The following is a 17400-nucleotide window of genomic DNA, read 5'->3' as shown; positions in this document are numbered from 1 at the left end:
GTTTGCCACTCACCTTGCATATAGCCTATTCGAGCGGCCGGCAGCGCTGCTGAAGGCTGACGAGCGAAGGCGGGACCACGCGCAATTGAGGGTTGCTATGGGGAGCCTTCAGCTATGAGCAACTTTCCCCGGACACTAGTGACGCTCTGCGTGGGAGCGCCTGTCCGGACGCTCTGCGTCCGATCACTCAGGAGGCAAGACCAGTGCTTTGTGGGTCTCTGCTTATGTAACGCTAGATCGCCCCGCGCCCACGCAGCTCGGCAATCTGTGTCGCGTCGTAGCCGAGCCGTTGCAGAATGCTGTCGGTATGTTCGCCCAGTGCTGGCCCGGTCCATTCGGCGCTGCCGGGTGTTTCGGACAGTTTGGGCACGATGCCAGGCATCTTGAACGGTTTGCCGTCGGGCAGGGTGGCGTTGAGGAACATTTCGCGGGCCAGGTACTGCGGGTCGGTGAACATGTCGGCGGCTGAATAGATCTTGCTGGCGGGGACTTCGGCCTGTTCCAGCACCTGCAATACCTGCTCCTGTGGCAGGCTGGCGGCCCAGCGGTCAATCAGCGTGTACAGCTCGTCGCGTCTGGCGTCACGGCCGGCATTGTCGGCCAGGGTCGGGTCGGCGGCCAGATCATCACGGCCAATGGCGCGCATGAAACGCTGGAAGATGGCATCGCCGTTGGCGCCGATCTGTACTGCCTTGCCGTCGCTGCAGGTGTGGATGGAGGAGGGGGTGATGCCGGGCATGATGTTGCCGGTGCGCTCGCGCACGAAGCCCATTACATCGAATTCGGGCACCATGCTTTCCATCATCGCGAAGACGGCTTCGTAGAGCGCGACGTCGACAATCTGGCCCTTGCCTTGATTGACCTCCCGGTGCCGCAACGCCATCAGCGCGCCAATCACGCCCCAGAGCGCGGCGATGGAGTCACCGATGGAAATGCCGGTACGCACCGGCGGACGGTCCTCGAAACCGGTGATATAGCGCAGCCCGCCCATGGATTCGCCAACGGCGCCAAATCCGGGCTGGTCCTTTTGCGGGCCGGTCTGACCAAAGCCGGACAGCCGCACCATCACCAGCCCCGGGTTGAGTGCATGCAGGGTATCCCAGCCCAGCCCGAGCTTTTCCAGCGTGCCTGGGCGAAAGTTCTCGATCAGGATGTCGGCATCGCCGAGCAGCTGTTTGAGCACATCGATGGCGTCGGGATCTTTCAGGTTGAGGGTCAGCGATTGCTTGTTGCGGGCCTGCACAAACCACCACAGTGAGGTGCCCTCGTAGAGCTTGCGCCACTTGCGCAATGGATCGCCGCCATTGGGTGACTCGACCTTGATGACCTCGGCGCCGAACTCGGCGCAGATGCGAGCGGCGAAAGGGCCGGCGATCAGGGTGCCGAGTTCGATGACCTTGAGGCCGGCGAGGGGTTTGGCGGCGTTCATACGGGCTCCGGATGCGGTGGCTGGGCCGCCAGTGTAGGGCAAAGGCGGCGGCCGCGGAACGCTGCTCAGTGCTTGATCGCCTCTGCAAACTGGCCGATGGCATCGACCACCCGCTGCGCCTCGTCGCGGATCTCCAGCATCACCTCGCCGGCCCGGTTGGCCAGCACCACGCCCTGTTCCGACTTGCTGCGGCTGCCGGCCATGCCGTCGACCGCGCGATGGGCCAGCTCCATGTTCTGCTGCACCACCTCGTTGATCTCCAGGGTGGCCTGGGCGGTGCGCGCGGCGAGGTTGCGCACTTCGTCGGCGACCACGGCGAAACCGCGCCCCTGCTCGCCGGCGCGGGCGGCCTCGATGGCGGCGTTGAGGGCCAGCAGGTTGGTCTGGTCAGCGATGCCGCGAATGACCTGAACGATGCTGTTGATGCGCTCGGACTGACTGTTCAGCGCATTGATTTGTTCGGACACATTGTCCAGATCGCCAGCGATAGAGCGCACTACATCGATCGCTTCCTGCACGGTTGCCGCGCCGTCGCGCGCACTGCCATCGGTTTCAGCGGCGATCTCGAAGGCGAGTTTGGCCGCGGCGGATTCGGCATCGCGGCGTTCGATCTGGGCGGTGATGTCACTGGCGAACTTGACGAAGCCATAGAGCCTGCCGCTGGCGTCGTAGAGCGGGTTGTAGGTGGCGCGCAACCAGATGATCTGGCCGCTGCGGGTTATGCGCTGGAAGATGTCCGAGAGAAACTCACCCCGGTTCAGGCGCTGCCAGGCCTGCTCGTACTGTCTGCTGCTGGCGACTTCGGGGCTGCAGAACATCCGGTGGTGCTTGCCCTTGATCTCGTCCAGGCGGTACCCCATGGTGCGCAGGAAGTTGTCATTGGCGGTGACGATCTCGCCGTCCCGGGTGAATTCAATCACCGCCATTGACCGATTGATGGCATTCAGCAGACTCTGGTGTTGCTGTTCGGCCTGTACTTCCCGGGTGATATCAAAGGCCAGTTTCACTACCTTCGATACCCGCCCGTTAGCGCCAATGACCGGGATGTAGCTCGCCTCCAGCCAAACCTGTTTGCCGTCTTTGGCTATGCGATCAAAACGGTCACTGAAACTCTCGCCGCTGGCCAGACGCTGCCAGAAGCGGCGGTATTCGTTACTGTTGACCAGTTCCGGTGCGCAGAACAGGCTGTGCCTGCGGCCACGCACTTCCTCAAGCTGATAGCCGACAACGTTCAGGAACGCAGTGTTGGCATCGAGAATCTCGCCCTCTGGGGTGAATTCGATCCAGGCGATGTTCTTGCGGATTGCATTGAGGATGTGCGACTGGGTTGCGAGCAGTTGCTGACTTCGTTGAAGCTCTGCTTTGAGACGTGCTCCGAACATGACAACCTCTTGGTGGCGCGGATAGATGAGCGTGCTTGCAGGGTATAACTGAATCGGCCGACATGCGTCGGACTTGAACCAATACTCCGGCGTCAGGCCGTTTTTTTTACGCGCCTCAGGCCTGTGCTCGGGGCTGTGCATCAAATTGATCAGGAGGATGAATTGGCTAGCAGTCTGCTTGTGTTACTGGATGATATTGCAACAGTACTGGACGACGTCTCGGTCATGACCAAGGTTGCCGCCAAGAAGACGGCGGGCGTGCTGGGTGACGATCTGGCGCTTAACGCTCAGCAGGTTGCCGGTGTGCGGGCCGAACGGGAGTTGCCGGTGGTGTGGGCCGTAGCCAGGGGCTCGTTTCGCAATAAGCTGATTCTGGTGCCGGCGGCGCTGCTGATCAGCGCCATTGCCCCCTGGGCTATCACGCCGCTGTTGATGCTGGGCGGGGCATTTCTCTGTTACGAGGGCGCAGAAAAGCTGGCACACCGGTTTCTGCATGACACCGAGGCCGAGCACCGGCAGACGCTGCAGGACGAGCAGGTGGATCTGGTTGAACGGGAAAAAGCCAAGATTGCTGGCGCGGTGCGCACCGACTTTATCCTCTCCGCCGAGATTATCGCCATCACGTTGGGTACGGTAGCCGACGCCGATTTCGTCAAACAGTTGGTTGTGCTGGCGGGAATTGCCGTGGTGATGACCATCGGCGTCTACGGGCTGGTTGCCGGTATTGTCAAACTGGATGACGGCGGGCTGGCGCTGACCCGCAAGGACAGTCCGTTGCTGCAGCGACTCGGGCAGGGCGTCCTCGATATGGCACCCTGGCTGATGAAAACGTTATCGGTCGTGGGGACGGCTGCGATGTTTATGGTCGGCGGGGGTATCCTGACGCACGGCCTGTCGGTAGTGCATCACTGGATCGAGGACAGCGCCGAGCGGGCGGCGGACCTGCCCTATATCGGCACCGTGCTGGATGGTCTGCTGCCAACCCTGCTCAATGCCGGTTTCGGGGTGGCCGCCGGTGCCCTGCTGGTGGGAGTGATTACGCTGGCTGGCCGTCTTCGGTGCTGAATCTGGTATCAGGGCGTCAGGGTGTGGGCGTGGGTATTGAGATCCTCGCCCAGCCGGTACTGGTTGTTGCCGCTGCGCTTGGCGCTGTACATGGCCAGGTCGGCGGCATGGATCAGCTTGTCCAGGGTGGCGGCATGATCGGGGAACAGGGCAACGCCCAGACTGGCACCAATACGGTAGTCGCGGCCCTGCAGGGTGATCACCGGCGCGAGACTGGCAAACAGTTTCTCGCTGATCTGGTGGGCCTCGTCAGTTACCCGGCTGCTGCGCGATAGCCCCTCGAGCAGGACGACAAACTCGTCCCCGCCCAGTCTGGCGACCATGTCAGAGCTGCGCACTGCGCTGCGCAGACGCTGGGCAACCGCCAGTAACACCTCGTCGCCACTGGCGTGGCCGAGCTGGTCGTTGATTGCCTTGAACTGGTTCAGGTCGATAAACACCAGAGCCAGACGCGTTTGCCGGGCTCTGGCCCTGGTCAGGGCTTCAAACAGTCGCTGCTCCAGCATCAGCCGGTTGGGCAGGCCGGTCAGCGGGTCCTGGTGGGCGCGCTGTTCCAGTTCCCGAACCGAGCGCTTTTCTTCGGTGATATCGCGTACGACACCCATCATCTTGACCGGCTGCCCGTGTTCGTTCTTGACCACGTTGCCGGTTTCCCGAACCCAGTGCACGCTGCCATCCGGCCAGATGACCCGGTACTCCTCGTCGTGGTTTTCGCCGGTGTCGATACAGCGCTGTTCGCCGGCCTTGACCCGCTCGCGGTCCTCCGGGTGCACGCTGTCGCAGAACAGGCTGTAGGAAGGCGTCACTTCGCCCGGTTGATAGCCAAACATGCCGTAGATGGCTTCCGACCAGTACAGTCGATCGGTACCGATATCCCAATCCCAGGTGCCGATGCGGGCGAAGTACTGGCTGCGCTTGAAGCGCTCCATGGCCTCGCTGCCGGCTTGCTGCTCTGCCGTCGGGTGCAGCAGCAGTATCCGCTGGCGACCGATATCGGGCAGCCGGGTCAAGTCCTGCTGAGTTTGCTGGTCGCCTCTGCGCAGCAGTGTCTCCATGCGCTGCATCGGCGCCGGCAGCGTATCCAGCATCGGTAGCCAGCGGGTTATCGGTTGGCCGGTCGGGTCGGTTTTCTCAGCGGGGTCGAGCAGGCGTGCGGCGGCAGGATTGTGCCAGCGTACCCGCTGGCGGCGGTCCAGGATCAGCAGACCGTTGGGGGACAGGTCCAGCAACCGGCGAAAGGTCCTTGCGCGCCGGTGCTCGCGCCAGAGCGCCGCACCGGTCAGCAGGACAATGATCGCAAGCGTGACAAGGAGTAGGAGCATCATCGGCTGTCGTGGCTTAGGGGTGCATCAAGTATACCCTCGGCAGCATCGCTGGCCAGTTTTTATGGCGTTTTGCCATATTGTGCTGCACACGGCATTGGCGGGGTGAATACGCTACACTGCGTGCCCGTTTTTCTGATGGACACATTTGCGATGGCCCTGCAGGCAACCCCTTACAAGGTTCAGCTGAATATCACCGACACCGACCTGGGTGTGTACGAGAACGTGCGCATGACCGTTGCCCGTCACCCGTCGGAGACCGAAGAGCGGCTGGCGGTTCGCCTGTTGGCCTACGCCCTCTGGTACCACGAGCGTCTGACGTTCGGTCGCGGGCTGTCGGATGTTGATGAACCGGCACTGTGGCTGAAAACCCTGGATGACCGGGTCGAACACTGGATTGAGGTTGGTCAACCCGATGCCGATCGCATGACTTGGTGTTCGCGCCGTGCCGAGAAGGTATCGGTGCTGGTGTATGGCAATACTCGGGTATGGATCAGCAAGCAGCTGTCTGCTGTCGCGTCGCTGGCCAACCTGAATGTGGCGGCCCTGCCCGAGGAGCCTCTGCAGGCGCTGTCTACCGATTTGCCGCGCAGCATCGACTGGGGTGTGATGATCAGCGATGGCGTACTGTACGTCAGCGATGGCGATCTGCAGCACGAGCTGCCGATCGAATGGTTGCAGGGCGAGCGTTGAGCCGATGCAGATAGAAACTCGCCCCTTGCCGCCTGCGCTGCCCGCTCTGGGCAGTCTGCCGCCGCTGCTTACACGCCTGTATGCCGCCCGCGGCGTGCTGAACGAGGCAGAGCTGGACCGGAGGTTGCAGGCTCTGTTGCCGTTTAACGGCCTGCTCGGTATTGATCGGGCGGTCGCGGTGCTGGAGCAGGCGCTGCGTTCGCGCCAGTCGATCCTGATTGTGGGTGACTTCGACGCCGACGGCGCCACGGCCAGCAGCGTTGCCGTGCTGGCGTTGCGCATGCTGGGTGCGGCGCAGGTCGACTATCTGGTGCCCAACCGCTTCGAGTACGGCTATGGTCTGACGCCGGAAATTGTTGAAGTAGCGCTGACCCGCTCGCCGCAGGTTCTGGTTACAGTCGACAACGGCATCTCCAGCATCGACGGCGTTGCTGCCGCCAAGGCGGCCGGGTTGCAGGTCGTGGTGACGGATCATCACTTGCCCGGCGAACAGCTGCCGGCAGCCGATGCCATCGTCAATCCGAGCCAGCCCGGTTGTGGCTTTGTCAGTAAGGCGATGGCCGGCGTCGGGGTGATTTTTTACGTCATGCTGGCGCTGCGGGCGGCGCTGCGTGACAGTGGCTGGTTTGCCGAAACCGGGCGAGCGGAGCCGAACCTGGCCGAACTGCTGGATCTGGTGGCGCTTGGTACGGTGGCGGATGTGGTGCCGCTGGATGCCAATAACCGCATTCTGGTGCATCAGGGGCTGGCGCGCATTCGTGCCGGGCGCTGCCGCCCGGGGATTCGCGCGCTGCTGGAGGTGGCCGGGCGCCCGCGCGAGCGGCTGGTATCGACCGATCTCGGCTTTATTGTTGGCCCGCGTCTGAACGCGGCCGGTCGGCTGGACGACATGAGTCTGGGTATCGAATGCCTGCTGACTGACAGCGAGTCGCTGGCGCTGGATATGGCTCGTGAACTGGACGCACTCAACCGTGACCGCAAGGCAATCGAGCGCGACATGCAGCAGCAGGCGCTGAAGACCCTGGAAAGCATGCAGCTGGACGAAACTGCGCTGCCGTTCGGGCTGTGTCTGTACGACCCGGAATGGCATCAGGGGGTGATCGGCATTCTGGCCTCGCGCCTGAAAGACCGCTTTCATCGCCCGGTAATCGCCTTTGCCGATGCAGGAGATGGCATGGTCAAGGGCTCGGCGCGTTCGGTTAACGGGCTGCATATCCGTGATGCACTGGACGCGGTCGCGGCGCGTCACCCCGAGCTGATCAGCAAGTTTGGTGGTCACGCCATGGCGGCCGGATTGTCACTGCGTGAGGCGGATTTTCCGGCCTTTGCCGCGGCCTTTGATGCTGAAGTGCGACGTCAGCTGCAGGCTGAGGATCTGACCGGGCGGCTGCTCTCCGATGGCGAGCTGCAGGCCAGTGATCTGTCGATGGATATCGCCGCCTCCCTGCGCGAAGCCGGGCCCTGGGGGCAGCATTTCCCCGAGCCGCTGTTTCATGGCGAGTTTCAGGTGCTGCAGCAACGGCTGGTCGGCGAACGGCACCTCAAGCTGGTATTGCGTGTGCCGGGCACTGCGCAGCCTCTTGATGCGATTGCCTTCAACATTGACCCGCAGTGCTGGCCCAATGCATCCGTCAGTCGGGTGCTGCTGGCCTACACGCTGGATATCAACGAATTTCGCGGGCGTCAGAGCCTGCAGCTGATGGTTCGTCATCTCGAACCGGTCAGCGACGTCTAGATTGACGTATTCAGGGGATTGACCTGCCGGGCGCTTTTGGTTTTCATGCAGTGATACAGAGATCACAAATGCATCACCATTCTTTTTGCCCGAGGATAAGTCGGGCGCGCTTGGGGGCAAGGACGTGCCGGACCTGAAGCAGCAATTGCTGAATATGCAGCGTCACCTTGGGCTGAACCCCAATGAGGTGAGGCAACGGCTGCGCCTGCTGCTGATTAATGACACCGGGTTCGACTGCCTGGGCGCCCACCTGCCGACGCTCGATCATTTGCATGCGGAATGCATCGAGGCGCTGCTCCAGCATCTGGAACAGTTTGACGAGCCGGCCAGGTTGCTTTCCCATCCCGGCCGCCTGACTGCGCTGAAGGGGCAGCAGCAAACCTACTTCCGGCAACTGCTGCGTGGCCCGTATGACCTGCAGTACGTGCGTCTGCGCCTGCTGGTGGGGCTGACCCATGAGCGCCTGGGCGTGGATCTCAAGTGGTATCTGGCGGCCTTTCACTTCTATCTTGATTTCATGCATCGGGCCATCAACCGTCAGTGGCGTGATGAACCGAAGCTGGCCGAACAGCTCTATGGCAGTCTGCTGAAGGTGGCCTTCTTTGATCTCAGTCTGACCGTCGATACCTACTCCAGTGCCGGCAAGATGGCGCTGCAGGCGAGTGAGGATCGCTATGCCCGCGCTGTTCAGGGCGCCAGTGACGGGCTCTGGGAGTGGCATGTCGAGGACGATCGGCTGCATGTATCGGAGCGCTGGCTGGCCATGCTCGGGCTCGACGCGGGGCGTGCTCCACGTACCCTGGTTGACTGGGCGGCCTTGATTCCCGAGCTGCAGCGCGGCGGGTTCCTTGCGGCGGTACAGTCGCACCTTGATGGTCGTCAGCCGTATCTGCATGTCGAGTGCGAAATGCGTGACAGCTGGGGGCGCCTGCTCTGGGTAATGATCCGTGGCGTAGCGGCCACCGATCTGCACGGCGAGCACCTGCTGGCCGGGTCGCTGACCGATATCAGCCAGCGCAAGCAGACCGAGCAGGAGCTGGCGCACATGGTGTTGCATGACGAGTTGACCGGGTTGCCCAACCGGCAGCAGGTCAGCCAGCTGCTGACCCAGGCGCTGCAGCGTCAGGCCAAGCCGGGGGCACGTCATGCGGCGGTGCTGTTTATCGACCTGGATCGCTTCAAGCTGATCAATGACAGCCTTGGACACCAGGTCGGTGATCAGGTGCTGATTCAGGTCGCCAAGCGGATTGAGCGCTGCCTGCGCCCGGGCGATCACCTGGCGCGCTTTGGTGGTGATGAATTTGTGGTGTTGCTGGATGACATGGCCGTGGCCGGCGATGCGGAAGTGGTGGCGAAGCGCATCATGCACGCATTGCAGTACCCGATCATCGCGGCCTCTCGGCGCTTGTCGGTCAGCGTCAGTATCGGCGTGGCTCCTCTCAAGGGCCATGGTGGCCAGCAGGATGTGCTGCGCGAGGCGGATCTTGCCCTGTATCGGGCCAAGGCGTTCGGCAAGTCGCAGCTGGCGCTCTACAGCGAGGCGCTGCAGGAAGAGGTGAATCAGCGCCTGAATCTTGAAAACGCACTCAGCGAGGCACTGGCGCAGCGTCAGTTCGAGCTGTTCTATCAGCCCATCGTGCAGGTTTCCGCCGGACGTGCCCATGCTGTCGGTGTTGAAGCATTGCTGCGCTGGCGGCAGGGCGCGCGGCTGGTGTCTCCGGACGAATTTATTCCGGTTCTGGAAGAGTCGGGCGAGATTGTCGAGGTGGGTGAATGGGTCCTGCAACAGGCCTGTGCCCAGGTGCGTCAGTGGCAGCAACAAGGGCTCAGCACCCTGCGCTGCTCGGTCAACCTGTCCAGCCGGCAGTTGCAGGAACAGGGCTTCCCCAATCGGGTGGCGCAAATCCTGCGGGAAACCGGGTTGCCGCCGTCCAGCCTGGTGCTGGAAATCACCGAGAGCCTGCTGATGCGCGACGTCCCCGATACCCTGGCAGCACTGCGGGAGCTGGAGAGCATGGGGATTCGCATTGCGCTGGATGACTTTGGTACCGGCTTCTCTTCGCTCGGGTATCTGCATCGCTACCCGTTGCACATTATCAAGGTCGACAAGAGCTTTATTACCCGGGCGCCTGACGATGAGCGCCTCAAGGCGATCAGCCGCGCCATCATCGGCCTGGGGCGAGGGCTGGATATGGATGTCATCGCCGAAGGTATCGAGACCCCGGAGCAGATGGATTTTCTGCACAACGAGGGCTGCAACTTCGTGCAGGGCTTCTGGTTCAGTCGGCCGCAGTCGGCGCTGGATATCTATCCGGTTCTGGAGCGGCTGTCGCTCAAGCCGCCTGCCGTCAACGCGGCTGATCATCAGGCTGCTATAGTGCTGTAACGTTCAGCGTATCGAGTGGGGGTCTCATGCGTCACGGGGTGCTTGCGTTCATTGCCGGATTTCTTGCGGTATTCAGCTTTCATCAGCCTGCACTGGCGCTGCTGCATGCCGCCGGGGTGGTGCCTTTCCCTGCGTTTTCCCTCGAGCCGGTTGCGCCACTGGCAGTGCCCTCTGTGGTGTCCTCGGCATTCTGGGGTGGTATCTGGGGGATTGTTCTGGTGCTGGCGCTGGCGCGCATGGGCAAGCCGCTGGTCTGGCTCAAGGCGGCCCTGTTTGGCGGGATCGTGCTGACTCTGGTTGCCCTGTTGCTGGTATTTCCACTCAAGGGCTATGGTCTGGACTGGCAGCTGTTTGCGCCGCGCTTCGCCATCGGATTCATCCTCAATGCGCTCTGGGGCCTGGGCACGCTGGTTTATCTGCGGGCCTTTGCTCAGCGGGCATGACGGCTGCACGCGGCGACTGAATTCCGCTACAATGGCGGCTTTTTCCTGCCGGGATTCGTCACCATGGAAATCAATCCGATTCTGAACACCATCAAAGACCTGAGAAGCCGCTCTGAAACCATCAGGGGGTATCTTTGACTACGATCACAAGCGTGATCGTCTGACCGAAGTAGAGCGTGAGCTGGAAGATCCCGGTGTCTGGAACGACCCTGAGCGCGCCCAGAACCTGGGGCGTGAACGCGCTGCACTGGCGCAGATCGTTGAAACCCTGGATGAAATGAGCAGCGGCCTGGCGGATGCCGGCGAATTGCTGGAAATGGCCGCCGAAGAGGGCGACCAGGGCGCGGTGGATGATGTGGTGAGCGAGTTGCAGCGTCTGCAAGAGTCGCTTGAGAAGCTCGAATTCCGCCGCATGTTCAGTGGTGAGATGGACGCCAACAACTGCTACCTGGATATTCAGGCCGGTTCCGGTGGGACCGAAGCGCAGGACTGGGCCAATATTCTGCTGCGCATGTACCTGCGCTGGGCCGATCAGCATGGCTTCGATGCCGAAATCGTTGAACTGTCCGAGGGCGAAGTCGCCGGCATCAAGAGTGCGACCGTTCACGTTCGCGGTGAATACGCTTTCGGTTGGCTGCGTACCGAGATTGGCGTGCATCGACTGGTGCGCAAGAGCCCGTTCGACTCCGGCAACCGTCGTCATACGTCGTTCTCTGCGGTTTTTGCTGCACCCGAGATCGACGACGATATCGAAATCGATATCAACCCGGCGGATCTGCGGGTGGATACCTATCGCTCGTCCGGGGCGGGTGGTCAGCACGTTAACACCACCGACTCGGCGGTACGGATTACCCATATCCCGACCAACACCGTGGTCAGCTGCCAGAATCAGCGTTCGCAGCACGCCAACAAGGACCACGCAATGAAGATGTTGCGGGCCAAGTTGTACGAACTGGAAATGATGAAACGTACCGAGGCTGCGCAGGCGCTGGAAGACACCAAGTCCGACATCGGCTGGGGCCACCAGATTCGCTCCTATGTGCTCGACCAGTCGCGCATCAAGGATTTGCGCACCGGTATCGAGAACAGCAACTGCAACGCGGTACTTGACGGCGATCTCGACGAGTTTATCGAGGCCAGCCTGAAACAGGGCCTGTAAGCCGAGCGCCGCACGGCAATCCGCCGAGGCCCGCGCTGCGGGCCGCTAACCGAATTGATTTTTCCGGGATTTCACTGACATGACCGACCAGCCGCAAGACCTGCAAGCCCATCACGAGGAAGAGAATCAGCTGATCGCCCAGCGCAAGGCCAAACTGGCCGCTGCTCGCGAACAGGGTATCGCCTTCCCCAACGACTTCCGCCGCGACAGCCTGTGCGCCGACCTGCAGAAGGCCTACGAGGGCAAGAGCAAGGAAGAGCTGGAAGCAGCGGCAATCCCGGTCAAGATCGCCGGACGCATCATGCTCAACCGCGGCGCCTTTATGGTGCTGCAGGACAGTTCCGGCCGTCTGCAGGTCTATGTTGACCGCAAGGGGCTGCCGGCCGAGACCCTGGAAGCGATCAAGACCTGGGATCTGGGTGACATCATCGCCGCTGAAGGCACTCTGGCGCGCTCCGGCAAGGGCGATCTCTATGTACATATGAAGGACGTGCGTCTGCTGACCAAGTCACTGCGCCCGCTGCCGGACAAGCACCATGGTCTGACCGATACCGAGCAGCGCTACCGTCAGCGCTACGTTGACCTGATTGTCAACGAGGAAGCGCGTCATACCTTCCGCGTGCGTTCACAGGTGATCGCGCATATCCGTCGGTTCCTCAACGACCGCGGCTTCCTGGAAGTCGAAACACCGATGCTGCAGACCATTCCGGGTGGCGCGGCGGCCAAGCCATTTGAGACCCATCACAACGCCCTGGACATGCCGATGTTCCTGCGCATCGCGCCGGAACTGTACCTCAAGCGTCTGGTAGTTGGCGGCTTCGAGAAGGTGTTCGAGATCAACCGCAACTTCCGCAATGAAGGTGTCTCGACCCGTCATAACCCCGAGTTCACCATGCTCGAGTTCTATCAGGCCTACGCAGACTACCGCGACAACATGGACCTGACCGAAGAGCTGTTCCGCGAGCTGGCGCAGGCGGTGCTCGGCACCACCGACGTGCCCTACGGAGACAAGGTCTTCCACTTCGGCGAGCCCTTCGTGCGTCTGTCGGTGTATGACTCCATTCTCAAGTACAACCCGGAGATAACCGCCGACGATCTCAATGACGTCGAAAAAGCCCGCGCCATCGCCAAGAAGGCCGGCGCCAAGGTGCTTGGTCACGAGGGGCTGGGCAAGCTGCAGGTAATGATTTTCGAGGAGCTGGTCGAGCACAAGCTGGAGCAGCCGCACTTCATCACCGAATACCCGTTCGAAGTCTCGCCGCTGGCGCGCCGCAATGACGACAACCCGAACGTCACCGATCGTTTCGAGCTGTTTATCGGTGGCCGCGAGATCGCCAACGCCTACTCGGAGCTTAACGACGCCGAAGACCAGGCCGAACGCTTCCTCGCCCAGGTGGCCGAGAAGGACGCCGGTGATGACGAAGCCATGCACTACGACGCCGACTTCGTCCGCGCGCTGGAATATGGCATGCCGCCAACCGCCGGTGAAGGCATCGGCATCGACCGTCTGGTGATGCTGCTGACCAACTCGCCGTCGATCCGCGATGTCATCCTGTTCCCGCACATGCGGCCAGAAACGGCGTAGGCGGCTACGCCGCCAGCTGCAAGCTTCAAGCGGTAAGTAGTTCGTGTTGTCCAGGACTATGCTGAGCATCAGATTGTCCGCGTAGTCCGCGTAGTCCGCGTAGTCCGCGAGATTGCGTGAATGCACGGACAGCTTGTAGCTTGCGGCTTAATGCTTGAAGCTGCGACCAAAGGGAGCCACCCGTGAAACAGAGTGAGCAGTATCAGCTGGTCATCCGCAGTCTGTCTGATCGGATTGTCGAGGCGCAGGCGCCGATTCGGGTGCTGGATGCCATCAAGTGGGACGACAGTATCCGTGACACCTTCCTCAAGAAGCGCTGCAAGGCGCTGCCTGATGTCAATGCGGACTATTACGCCCAGCGTCCGCTGAGCTTTGATCCGGCTGAACGGCGGCAGATTTTTCAGGATATCGAGCGTGATATCACTCGCCAGCTGGGCAGCTTCAACCCGGTTGGCCAGATCATGCGGCGCATGTGCCGGGAATACCGCATGGTCATCCGCATGCTGGAGGCACGCGGTACCCAGGATTTTGGACTGATCTCGCAGGAGCTCTATGGCGCGGCTTCGGACGCTTTTCACGCCGGCGATCCGACCTTGACCGACCTGGGCATCATGCTCAGCGAGTCGCTGAAGAACATTGCCCGTACCGAACTGGCGCGCGACCCGAAAACCATCGCTGCGCCCGACGCGGTGCAGATTCTGCAGGCACGCATGAACGAGGCGTTCCCGGACGACCAGGCGGTGCGCGTGTTCGAGTCCGACGGCATCGTCGCTGATGCCGCCGCGGGTGCCGACTACATCAAGATCCGCAGCGATGCGATGTTCAACCAGCGTGACCTGAACATTCTGGCTGTACACGAGGGGATGGTGCATGTGGCAACCAGTCTCAACGGCCAGCACCAGCCGATCTGTACCTTCCTGGCCAAGGGACCGCCGTCGTCCACGGTGACCCAGGAAGGGCTGGCCATTCTGATGGAGGTCCTGACGTTCAACTCCTATCCGGCACGCCTGCGCAAGCTGACCGACCGTACCCGGGCGATTCAGATTGCCGAGACCGGTGGTGATTTTCTTGATGTCTTTCAGTTCTATCGGGACGAAGGCTATTCCCGTGACGACAGCTACAACAATACCAGTCGTGTATTCCGTGGCTCGGCCAGCAACGGTCTGCCGTTCACCAAGGATCTGGTTTATCTGAAGGGCTTTATCCTGACCTACAACTATATCCAGCTGGCGGTGCGCAAGGGCAAGCTGCAGCAGATTCCGCTGTTGTTCTGCGGCAAGACCACGCTGGAGGATATGCGTACCCTGGGGCAACTGGTGGACGAAGGGCTGGTTGTGCCGCCGCGCTACCTGCCGGCGCCCTTTGCCGACCTCAACGCCCTGAGCGCCTGGATGTGCTTTTCGGGGTTTTTGAACAACCTCAGTCTGGATCGAGTCGAAGCCGACTACGCCAACATTCTGTAATTGGAGCAACCGATGTCGCAAGCGCAGGAAATCAACAAGCTGCCGATCATTCTCACGGCCATTATCACCGTGATTGCCACGGTCGCCGTGCTGCATTTGTACGGCTATCTGAATATCGTCAACCCGGAGGAAGGGCTGGAGCTTGCCGACTATCGGGTGGTAACGGTCGGTTCGGAGGAGGCGGGCAGTCTGCGCCGTAATCCGGCCAAGCACGAGGCCGAATGTGTCGACGGCATTCTGGTGCTGCACGCCAGCAATATGAACGGCCTTTCCGGGGTGCTCAGGGATAGCCGTGATCGCGTGGTCCGCTGCGTCAATCAGGCGGTACCGCTGGCGGAGTAACCCATGACGGAACGGGCAGTGCAGTTGAAGCCAGACTGGCTTGATGCCCTTCAGGGCGAGTTCGCGCAGCCCTACATGCAGCAGCTGCGCGATTTTCTGCAGGCCGAGAAGGCGGCGGGCAAGGTGGTCTTTCCGCCGGGTGCGCTGATCTTCAATGCGCTCAATTCAACGCCGCTGGACAAGGTACGGGTGGTGATCATCGGGCAGGACCCGTATCACGGCCCCGGGCAGGCGCACGGCTTGAGCTTCTCGGTGCCGCCGGGGGTGCGTACGCCGCCGTCGCTGCAGAATATCTTCAAGGAAATCAATCGCGATCTTGGTCTGCCAATACCGCAGCACGGCTGCCTGCATTCATGGGCAGAGCGGGGCGTATTGCTGCTCAACGCAGTGCTGACGGTCGAGCAGGGCCAAGCCGGGTCGCACGCCAAGCGGGGCTGGGAACGTTTCACCTCGAGGGTGATCGAACTCGTCAATGAGCGCTGCGAACACTGTGTCTTTCTGCTGTGGGGTAGCTATGCCCAGCGCAAGGGTGAGCAGATTGATCGAACCCGGCACTGTGTGCTGACCTCGGTGCACCCTTCGCCGCTGTCCGCCCATCGTGGCTTCATCGGCAACGGCCACTTTTCCGCAGCGAACGACTATCTTGTCAGTAACGGACTGGCACCCATCGACTGGAGCTTGCCAGACCCTCCCCGGTAACTGCCTGACGACTGCTGGAGATTGTCATGGAACATGCTCTGCAACCCTATACCGCGCTGGTGCCGCGCACCGACAAGCTGGTGGTACAAAAGGCCGGCCATACGGCGCTGGTCACCATCGACAACCCGCCGGCCAATACCTGGGATTCCGATACCCTGCACGGGCTGCCGGACCTGCTCAGGCATCTCAACAATGACCCGGACATCTATGCGCTGGTGCTGACCGGGCGCGGCGAGCGTTTCTTTTCGGCGGGCGCCGACCTGAAGATGTTTGCCGATGGCAATCCTGCCCGCGCCCGGGAGATGGCGCGGTTGTTCGGCCTCGCATTTGAGGCGCTGCGCGACTTTTCCGGGGTCACCATTGCTGCCATCAACGGTTACGCGATGGGGGGTGGGCTGGAGTGCGCTCTGGCCTGCGATATTCGCATCGCCGAGCGGCAGGCGCAGATGGCGCTGCCGGAGGCGGGCGTCGGCTTGCTGCCCTGCGCGGGAGGCACTCAGGCGCTCGCCTGGCTGGTTGGAGAGGGCTGGGCCAAGCGCATGATCCTGTGCGGCGAGCGGGTCGATGGAGTGCGTGCCGAGCGCATCGGTCTGGTCGAGGAATGTGTTGAGCAGGGCCAGGCACTGGGCGTGGCGTTGCACCTGGCGGCGCAGGTTGCGCGGCAGAGTCCGGCGGCTGTGCGTTACTGCAAGGAACTGATTCAAGGGGGCAGAGATCAGCCGATCAATACCCTGCTGGCGCGTGAGCGCGAGCGCTTCGTCGATCTGTTCGAGCTGGAGGATACGGTAGAGGGCGTAAATGCCTTTCTGGAGAAGCGACCGCCGCAGTGGACGCGGCGGTAACCGGAGGTTCGCACTGCTGGCTCAGGCCAGCAGCTGCATGGCGGCTTCCATTTCGGCTGACAGGTCTTCGTCTTCCTGCTCGCCTGCCGGATCCAGCCCCAGCTTGGCGAAGGAGGGGATCGTGCTCCAGTCCATCAGTGCATAGGGATGCTGAGTGCCTGCCAGTGACTGCAGCATGGCGACCTGAACAATGTCGGCGTAATCGACGCTGGACGAGTTGCGCTGAAAGTCCAGGTGCTCCGAGGGCACGTGACGCAGTGGTGCCGGAAAGTCCCAGGCCTGCAGGATGCGATCCCCGAGAACCGGATGGATGCGGTCAATGACCAGATTGAGACTGATGGAGTCGCGCAGCAACTGCGAGTTTTCCTCGGCATACGACAGAATCGGCAGCACGCCAATCTGGTGCACCAGGCCGGCAAGCGTGGCCTGGTCGGGCTTGAGTTTGGTGTAGTGACGGCAGAGCACGTGGCTGATGCCTGCCACTTCGGTACTGCGGGTCCAGACCTCACGCATCTTGCGATCAATGACGTCGGAGGTCGCCTGGAACATTTGTGACATCGCCAAACCGGTTGCCAGGTTGGCGGTGTAGGTAATGCCCATGCGGTTGACTGCCATGGCCAGATCAGTGATTTCCTGACGACTGCGCAGCAGCGGGCTGTTGACGACCTTGATCAGTCGGGCGCTGAGGGCCGCGTCGTTGCTGATTTCCTTCACCAGGTGGGGAATGCTGACATCCGGATCCTCAGCTGCCTCGCGTACTCGCAGGGCGACTTCCGGCAGTGTGGGCAGCACCAGTTGGTCTTTCTCGATGGCCTGTATCAGCTCGTCCTGGACGCGCTGGGCAAGATCTGTCAT

Annotated in this window: 15 protein-coding genes; 11 read left to right on the top strand and 4 right to left on the bottom strand. The window is 61.8% G+C overall.

The genetic code is table 11. From position 1 onward, the window contains the following. Window positions 1-232: 232 nt before the first annotated feature. A complete protein-coding gene (locus AC13EY_RS12740) occupies window positions 233-1429 on the bottom strand; it encodes a CaiB/BaiF CoA transferase family protein (RefSeq protein ID WP_335600351.1) in 1197 nt (398 codons plus the stop codon). 65 nt (window positions 1430-1494) lie between these two features. After that, window positions 1495-2811: a methyl-accepting chemotaxis protein gene (locus tag AC13EY_RS12735; RefSeq protein WP_323133548.1), complete on the bottom strand. Its 1317-nt coding sequence runs from the start codon at window positions 2809-2811 to the stop codon at window positions 1495-1497. A gap of 162 nt (window positions 2812-2973) precedes the next feature. On the opposite strand from AC13EY_RS12735, the gene AC13EY_RS12730 reads away from it, so the two are divergent. After that, complete coding sequence (locus AC13EY_RS12730) at window positions 2974-3876, top strand: DUF808 domain-containing protein (protein WP_335600350.1); 903 nt, start codon at window positions 2974-2976, stop codon at window positions 3874-3876. 8 nt (window positions 3877-3884) lie between these two features. Here AC13EY_RS12730 and AC13EY_RS12725 read toward each other — a convergent pair whose 3' ends face one another. Then, complete coding sequence (locus AC13EY_RS12725; protein ID WP_228245104.1) at window positions 3885-5201, bottom strand: diguanylate cyclase domain-containing protein; 1317 nt, start codon at window positions 5199-5201, stop codon at window positions 3885-3887. Window positions 5202-5351: 150 nt separating this feature from the next. Here AC13EY_RS12725 and AC13EY_RS12720 point away from each other — a divergent pair, with 150 nt between their 5' ends. The 10 genes from AC13EY_RS12720 (at window position 5352) to AC13EY_RS12675 (ending at window position 16545) form a co-directional block, all read left to right on the top strand. Then, window positions 5352-5891 carry a YaeQ family protein gene (locus AC13EY_RS12720; protein WP_228245350.1) on the top strand — a complete coding sequence of 180 codons (540 nt, stop codon included), beginning with the start codon at window positions 5352-5354 and terminating at the stop codon, window positions 5889-5891. 4 nt (window positions 5892-5895) lie between these two features. Further along, complete coding sequence (gene recJ, locus AC13EY_RS12715; protein WP_228245105.1) at window positions 5896-7626, top strand: single-stranded-DNA-specific exonuclease RecJ; 1731 nt, start codon at window positions 5896-5898, stop codon at window positions 7624-7626. Window positions 7627-7750: 124 nt separating this feature from the next. After that, window positions 7751-10012 carry a putative bifunctional diguanylate cyclase/phosphodiesterase gene (locus tag AC13EY_RS12710; RefSeq protein WP_228245106.1) on the top strand — a complete coding sequence of 754 codons (2262 nt, stop codon included), beginning with the start codon at window positions 7751-7753 and terminating at the stop codon, window positions 10010-10012. Between the two features lie 26 nt (window positions 10013-10038). Beyond that, window positions 10039-10455, top strand: coding sequence for a hypothetical protein (locus AC13EY_RS12705; protein WP_088273324.1), 417 nt, complete (start codon window positions 10039-10041; stop codon window positions 10453-10455). 63 nt (window positions 10456-10518) lie between these two features. After that, window positions 10519-11614, top strand: a protein-coding gene (prfB, locus tag AC13EY_RS12700) for a peptide chain release factor 2 (RefSeq protein WP_228245108.1) whose coding sequence is annotated in 2 segments (ribosomal slippage) — window positions 10519-10590 and window positions 10592-11614 — 1095 coding nt in all. Because the reading frame shifts where the segments join, the coding sequence is not laid out codon by codon here. A 79-nt stretch (window positions 11615-11693) separates the two neighbouring features. Then, window positions 11694-13199, top strand: coding sequence for a lysine--tRNA ligase (gene lysS / locus AC13EY_RS12695; protein ID WP_228245109.1), 1506 nt, complete (start codon window positions 11694-11696; stop codon window positions 13197-13199). A 182-nt stretch (window positions 13200-13381) separates the two neighbouring features. Then, on the top strand, window positions 13382-14662 hold the full coding sequence (locus AC13EY_RS12690) for a flavohemoglobin expression-modulating QEGLA motif protein (protein WP_228245110.1): 1281 nt from the start codon (window positions 13382-13384) through the stop codon (window positions 14660-14662). Window positions 14663-14674: 12 nt separating this feature from the next. Then, entirely contained in the window at window positions 14675-15004 is a 330-nt protein-coding gene (locus tag AC13EY_RS12685; protein ID WP_228245111.1) for a PA3694 family proteiin, read from the top strand. A gap of 3 nt (window positions 15005-15007) precedes the next feature. Further along, entirely contained in the window at window positions 15008-15703 is a 696-nt protein-coding gene (gene ung, locus AC13EY_RS12680; RefSeq protein ID WP_335600349.1) for a uracil-DNA glycosylase, read from the top strand. A 26-nt stretch (window positions 15704-15729) separates the two neighbouring features. Continuing rightward, window positions 15730-16545, top strand: a complete 816-nt coding sequence (locus tag AC13EY_RS12675; RefSeq protein ID WP_228245113.1) for an enoyl-CoA hydratase — start codon at window positions 15730-15732, stop codon at window positions 16543-16545. A 21-nt stretch (window positions 16546-16566) separates the two neighbouring features. Here AC13EY_RS12675 and AC13EY_RS12670 read toward each other — a convergent pair whose 3' ends face one another. Continuing rightward, window positions 16567-17400, bottom strand: a complete 834-nt coding sequence (locus AC13EY_RS12670) for an HDOD domain-containing protein (RefSeq protein ID WP_228245114.1) — start codon at window positions 17398-17400, stop codon at window positions 16567-16569.

It is taken from the genome of Halopseudomonas sp. L-58, from assembly GCF_056859475.1.
The sequence above is the reverse complement of the archived record's forward strand: the minus strand, read 5'-3'. Positions and strand labels throughout refer to the sequence as shown.

Excerpts from the sequence above, each read along its gene's own strand:
- AC13EY_RS12740 (WP_335600351.1), bottom strand. The coding sequence starts at position 1,429 with ATGAACGCCGCCAAACCCCTCGCCGGCCTCAAGGTCATCGAACTCGGC.
- AC13EY_RS12735 (WP_323133548.1), bottom strand. The coding sequence starts at position 2,811 with ATGTTCGGAGCACGTCTCAAAGCAGAGCTTCAACGAAGTCAGCAACTG.
- AC13EY_RS12725 (WP_228245104.1), bottom strand. The coding sequence starts at position 5,201 with ATGATGCTCCTACTCCTTGTCACGCTTGCGATCATTGTCCTGCTGACC.
- AC13EY_RS12720 (WP_228245350.1), top strand. The coding sequence starts at position 5,352 with ATGGCCCTGCAGGCAACCCCTTACAAGGTTCAGCTGAATATCACCGAC.
- recJ (WP_228245105.1), top strand. The coding sequence starts at position 5,896 with ATGCAGATAGAAACTCGCCCCTTGCCGCCTGCGCTGCCCGCTCTGGGC.
- AC13EY_RS12705 (WP_088273324.1), top strand. The coding sequence starts at position 10,039 with ATGCGTCACGGGGTGCTTGCGTTCATTGCCGGATTTCTTGCGGTATTC.
- lysS (WP_228245109.1), top strand. The coding sequence starts at position 11,694 with ATGACCGACCAGCCGCAAGACCTGCAAGCCCATCACGAGGAAGAGAAT.
- AC13EY_RS12685 (WP_228245111.1), top strand. The coding sequence starts at position 14,675 with ATGTCGCAAGCGCAGGAAATCAACAAGCTGCCGATCATTCTCACGGCC.
- ung (WP_335600349.1), top strand. The coding sequence starts at position 15,008 with ATGACGGAACGGGCAGTGCAGTTGAAGCCAGACTGGCTTGATGCCCTT.
- AC13EY_RS12675 (WP_228245113.1), top strand. The coding sequence starts at position 15,730 with ATGGAACATGCTCTGCAACCCTATACCGCGCTGGTGCCGCGCACCGAC.
- AC13EY_RS12670 (WP_228245114.1), bottom strand. The coding sequence starts at position 17,400 with ATGACAGATCTTGCCCAGCGCGTCCAGGACGAGCTGATACAGGCCATC.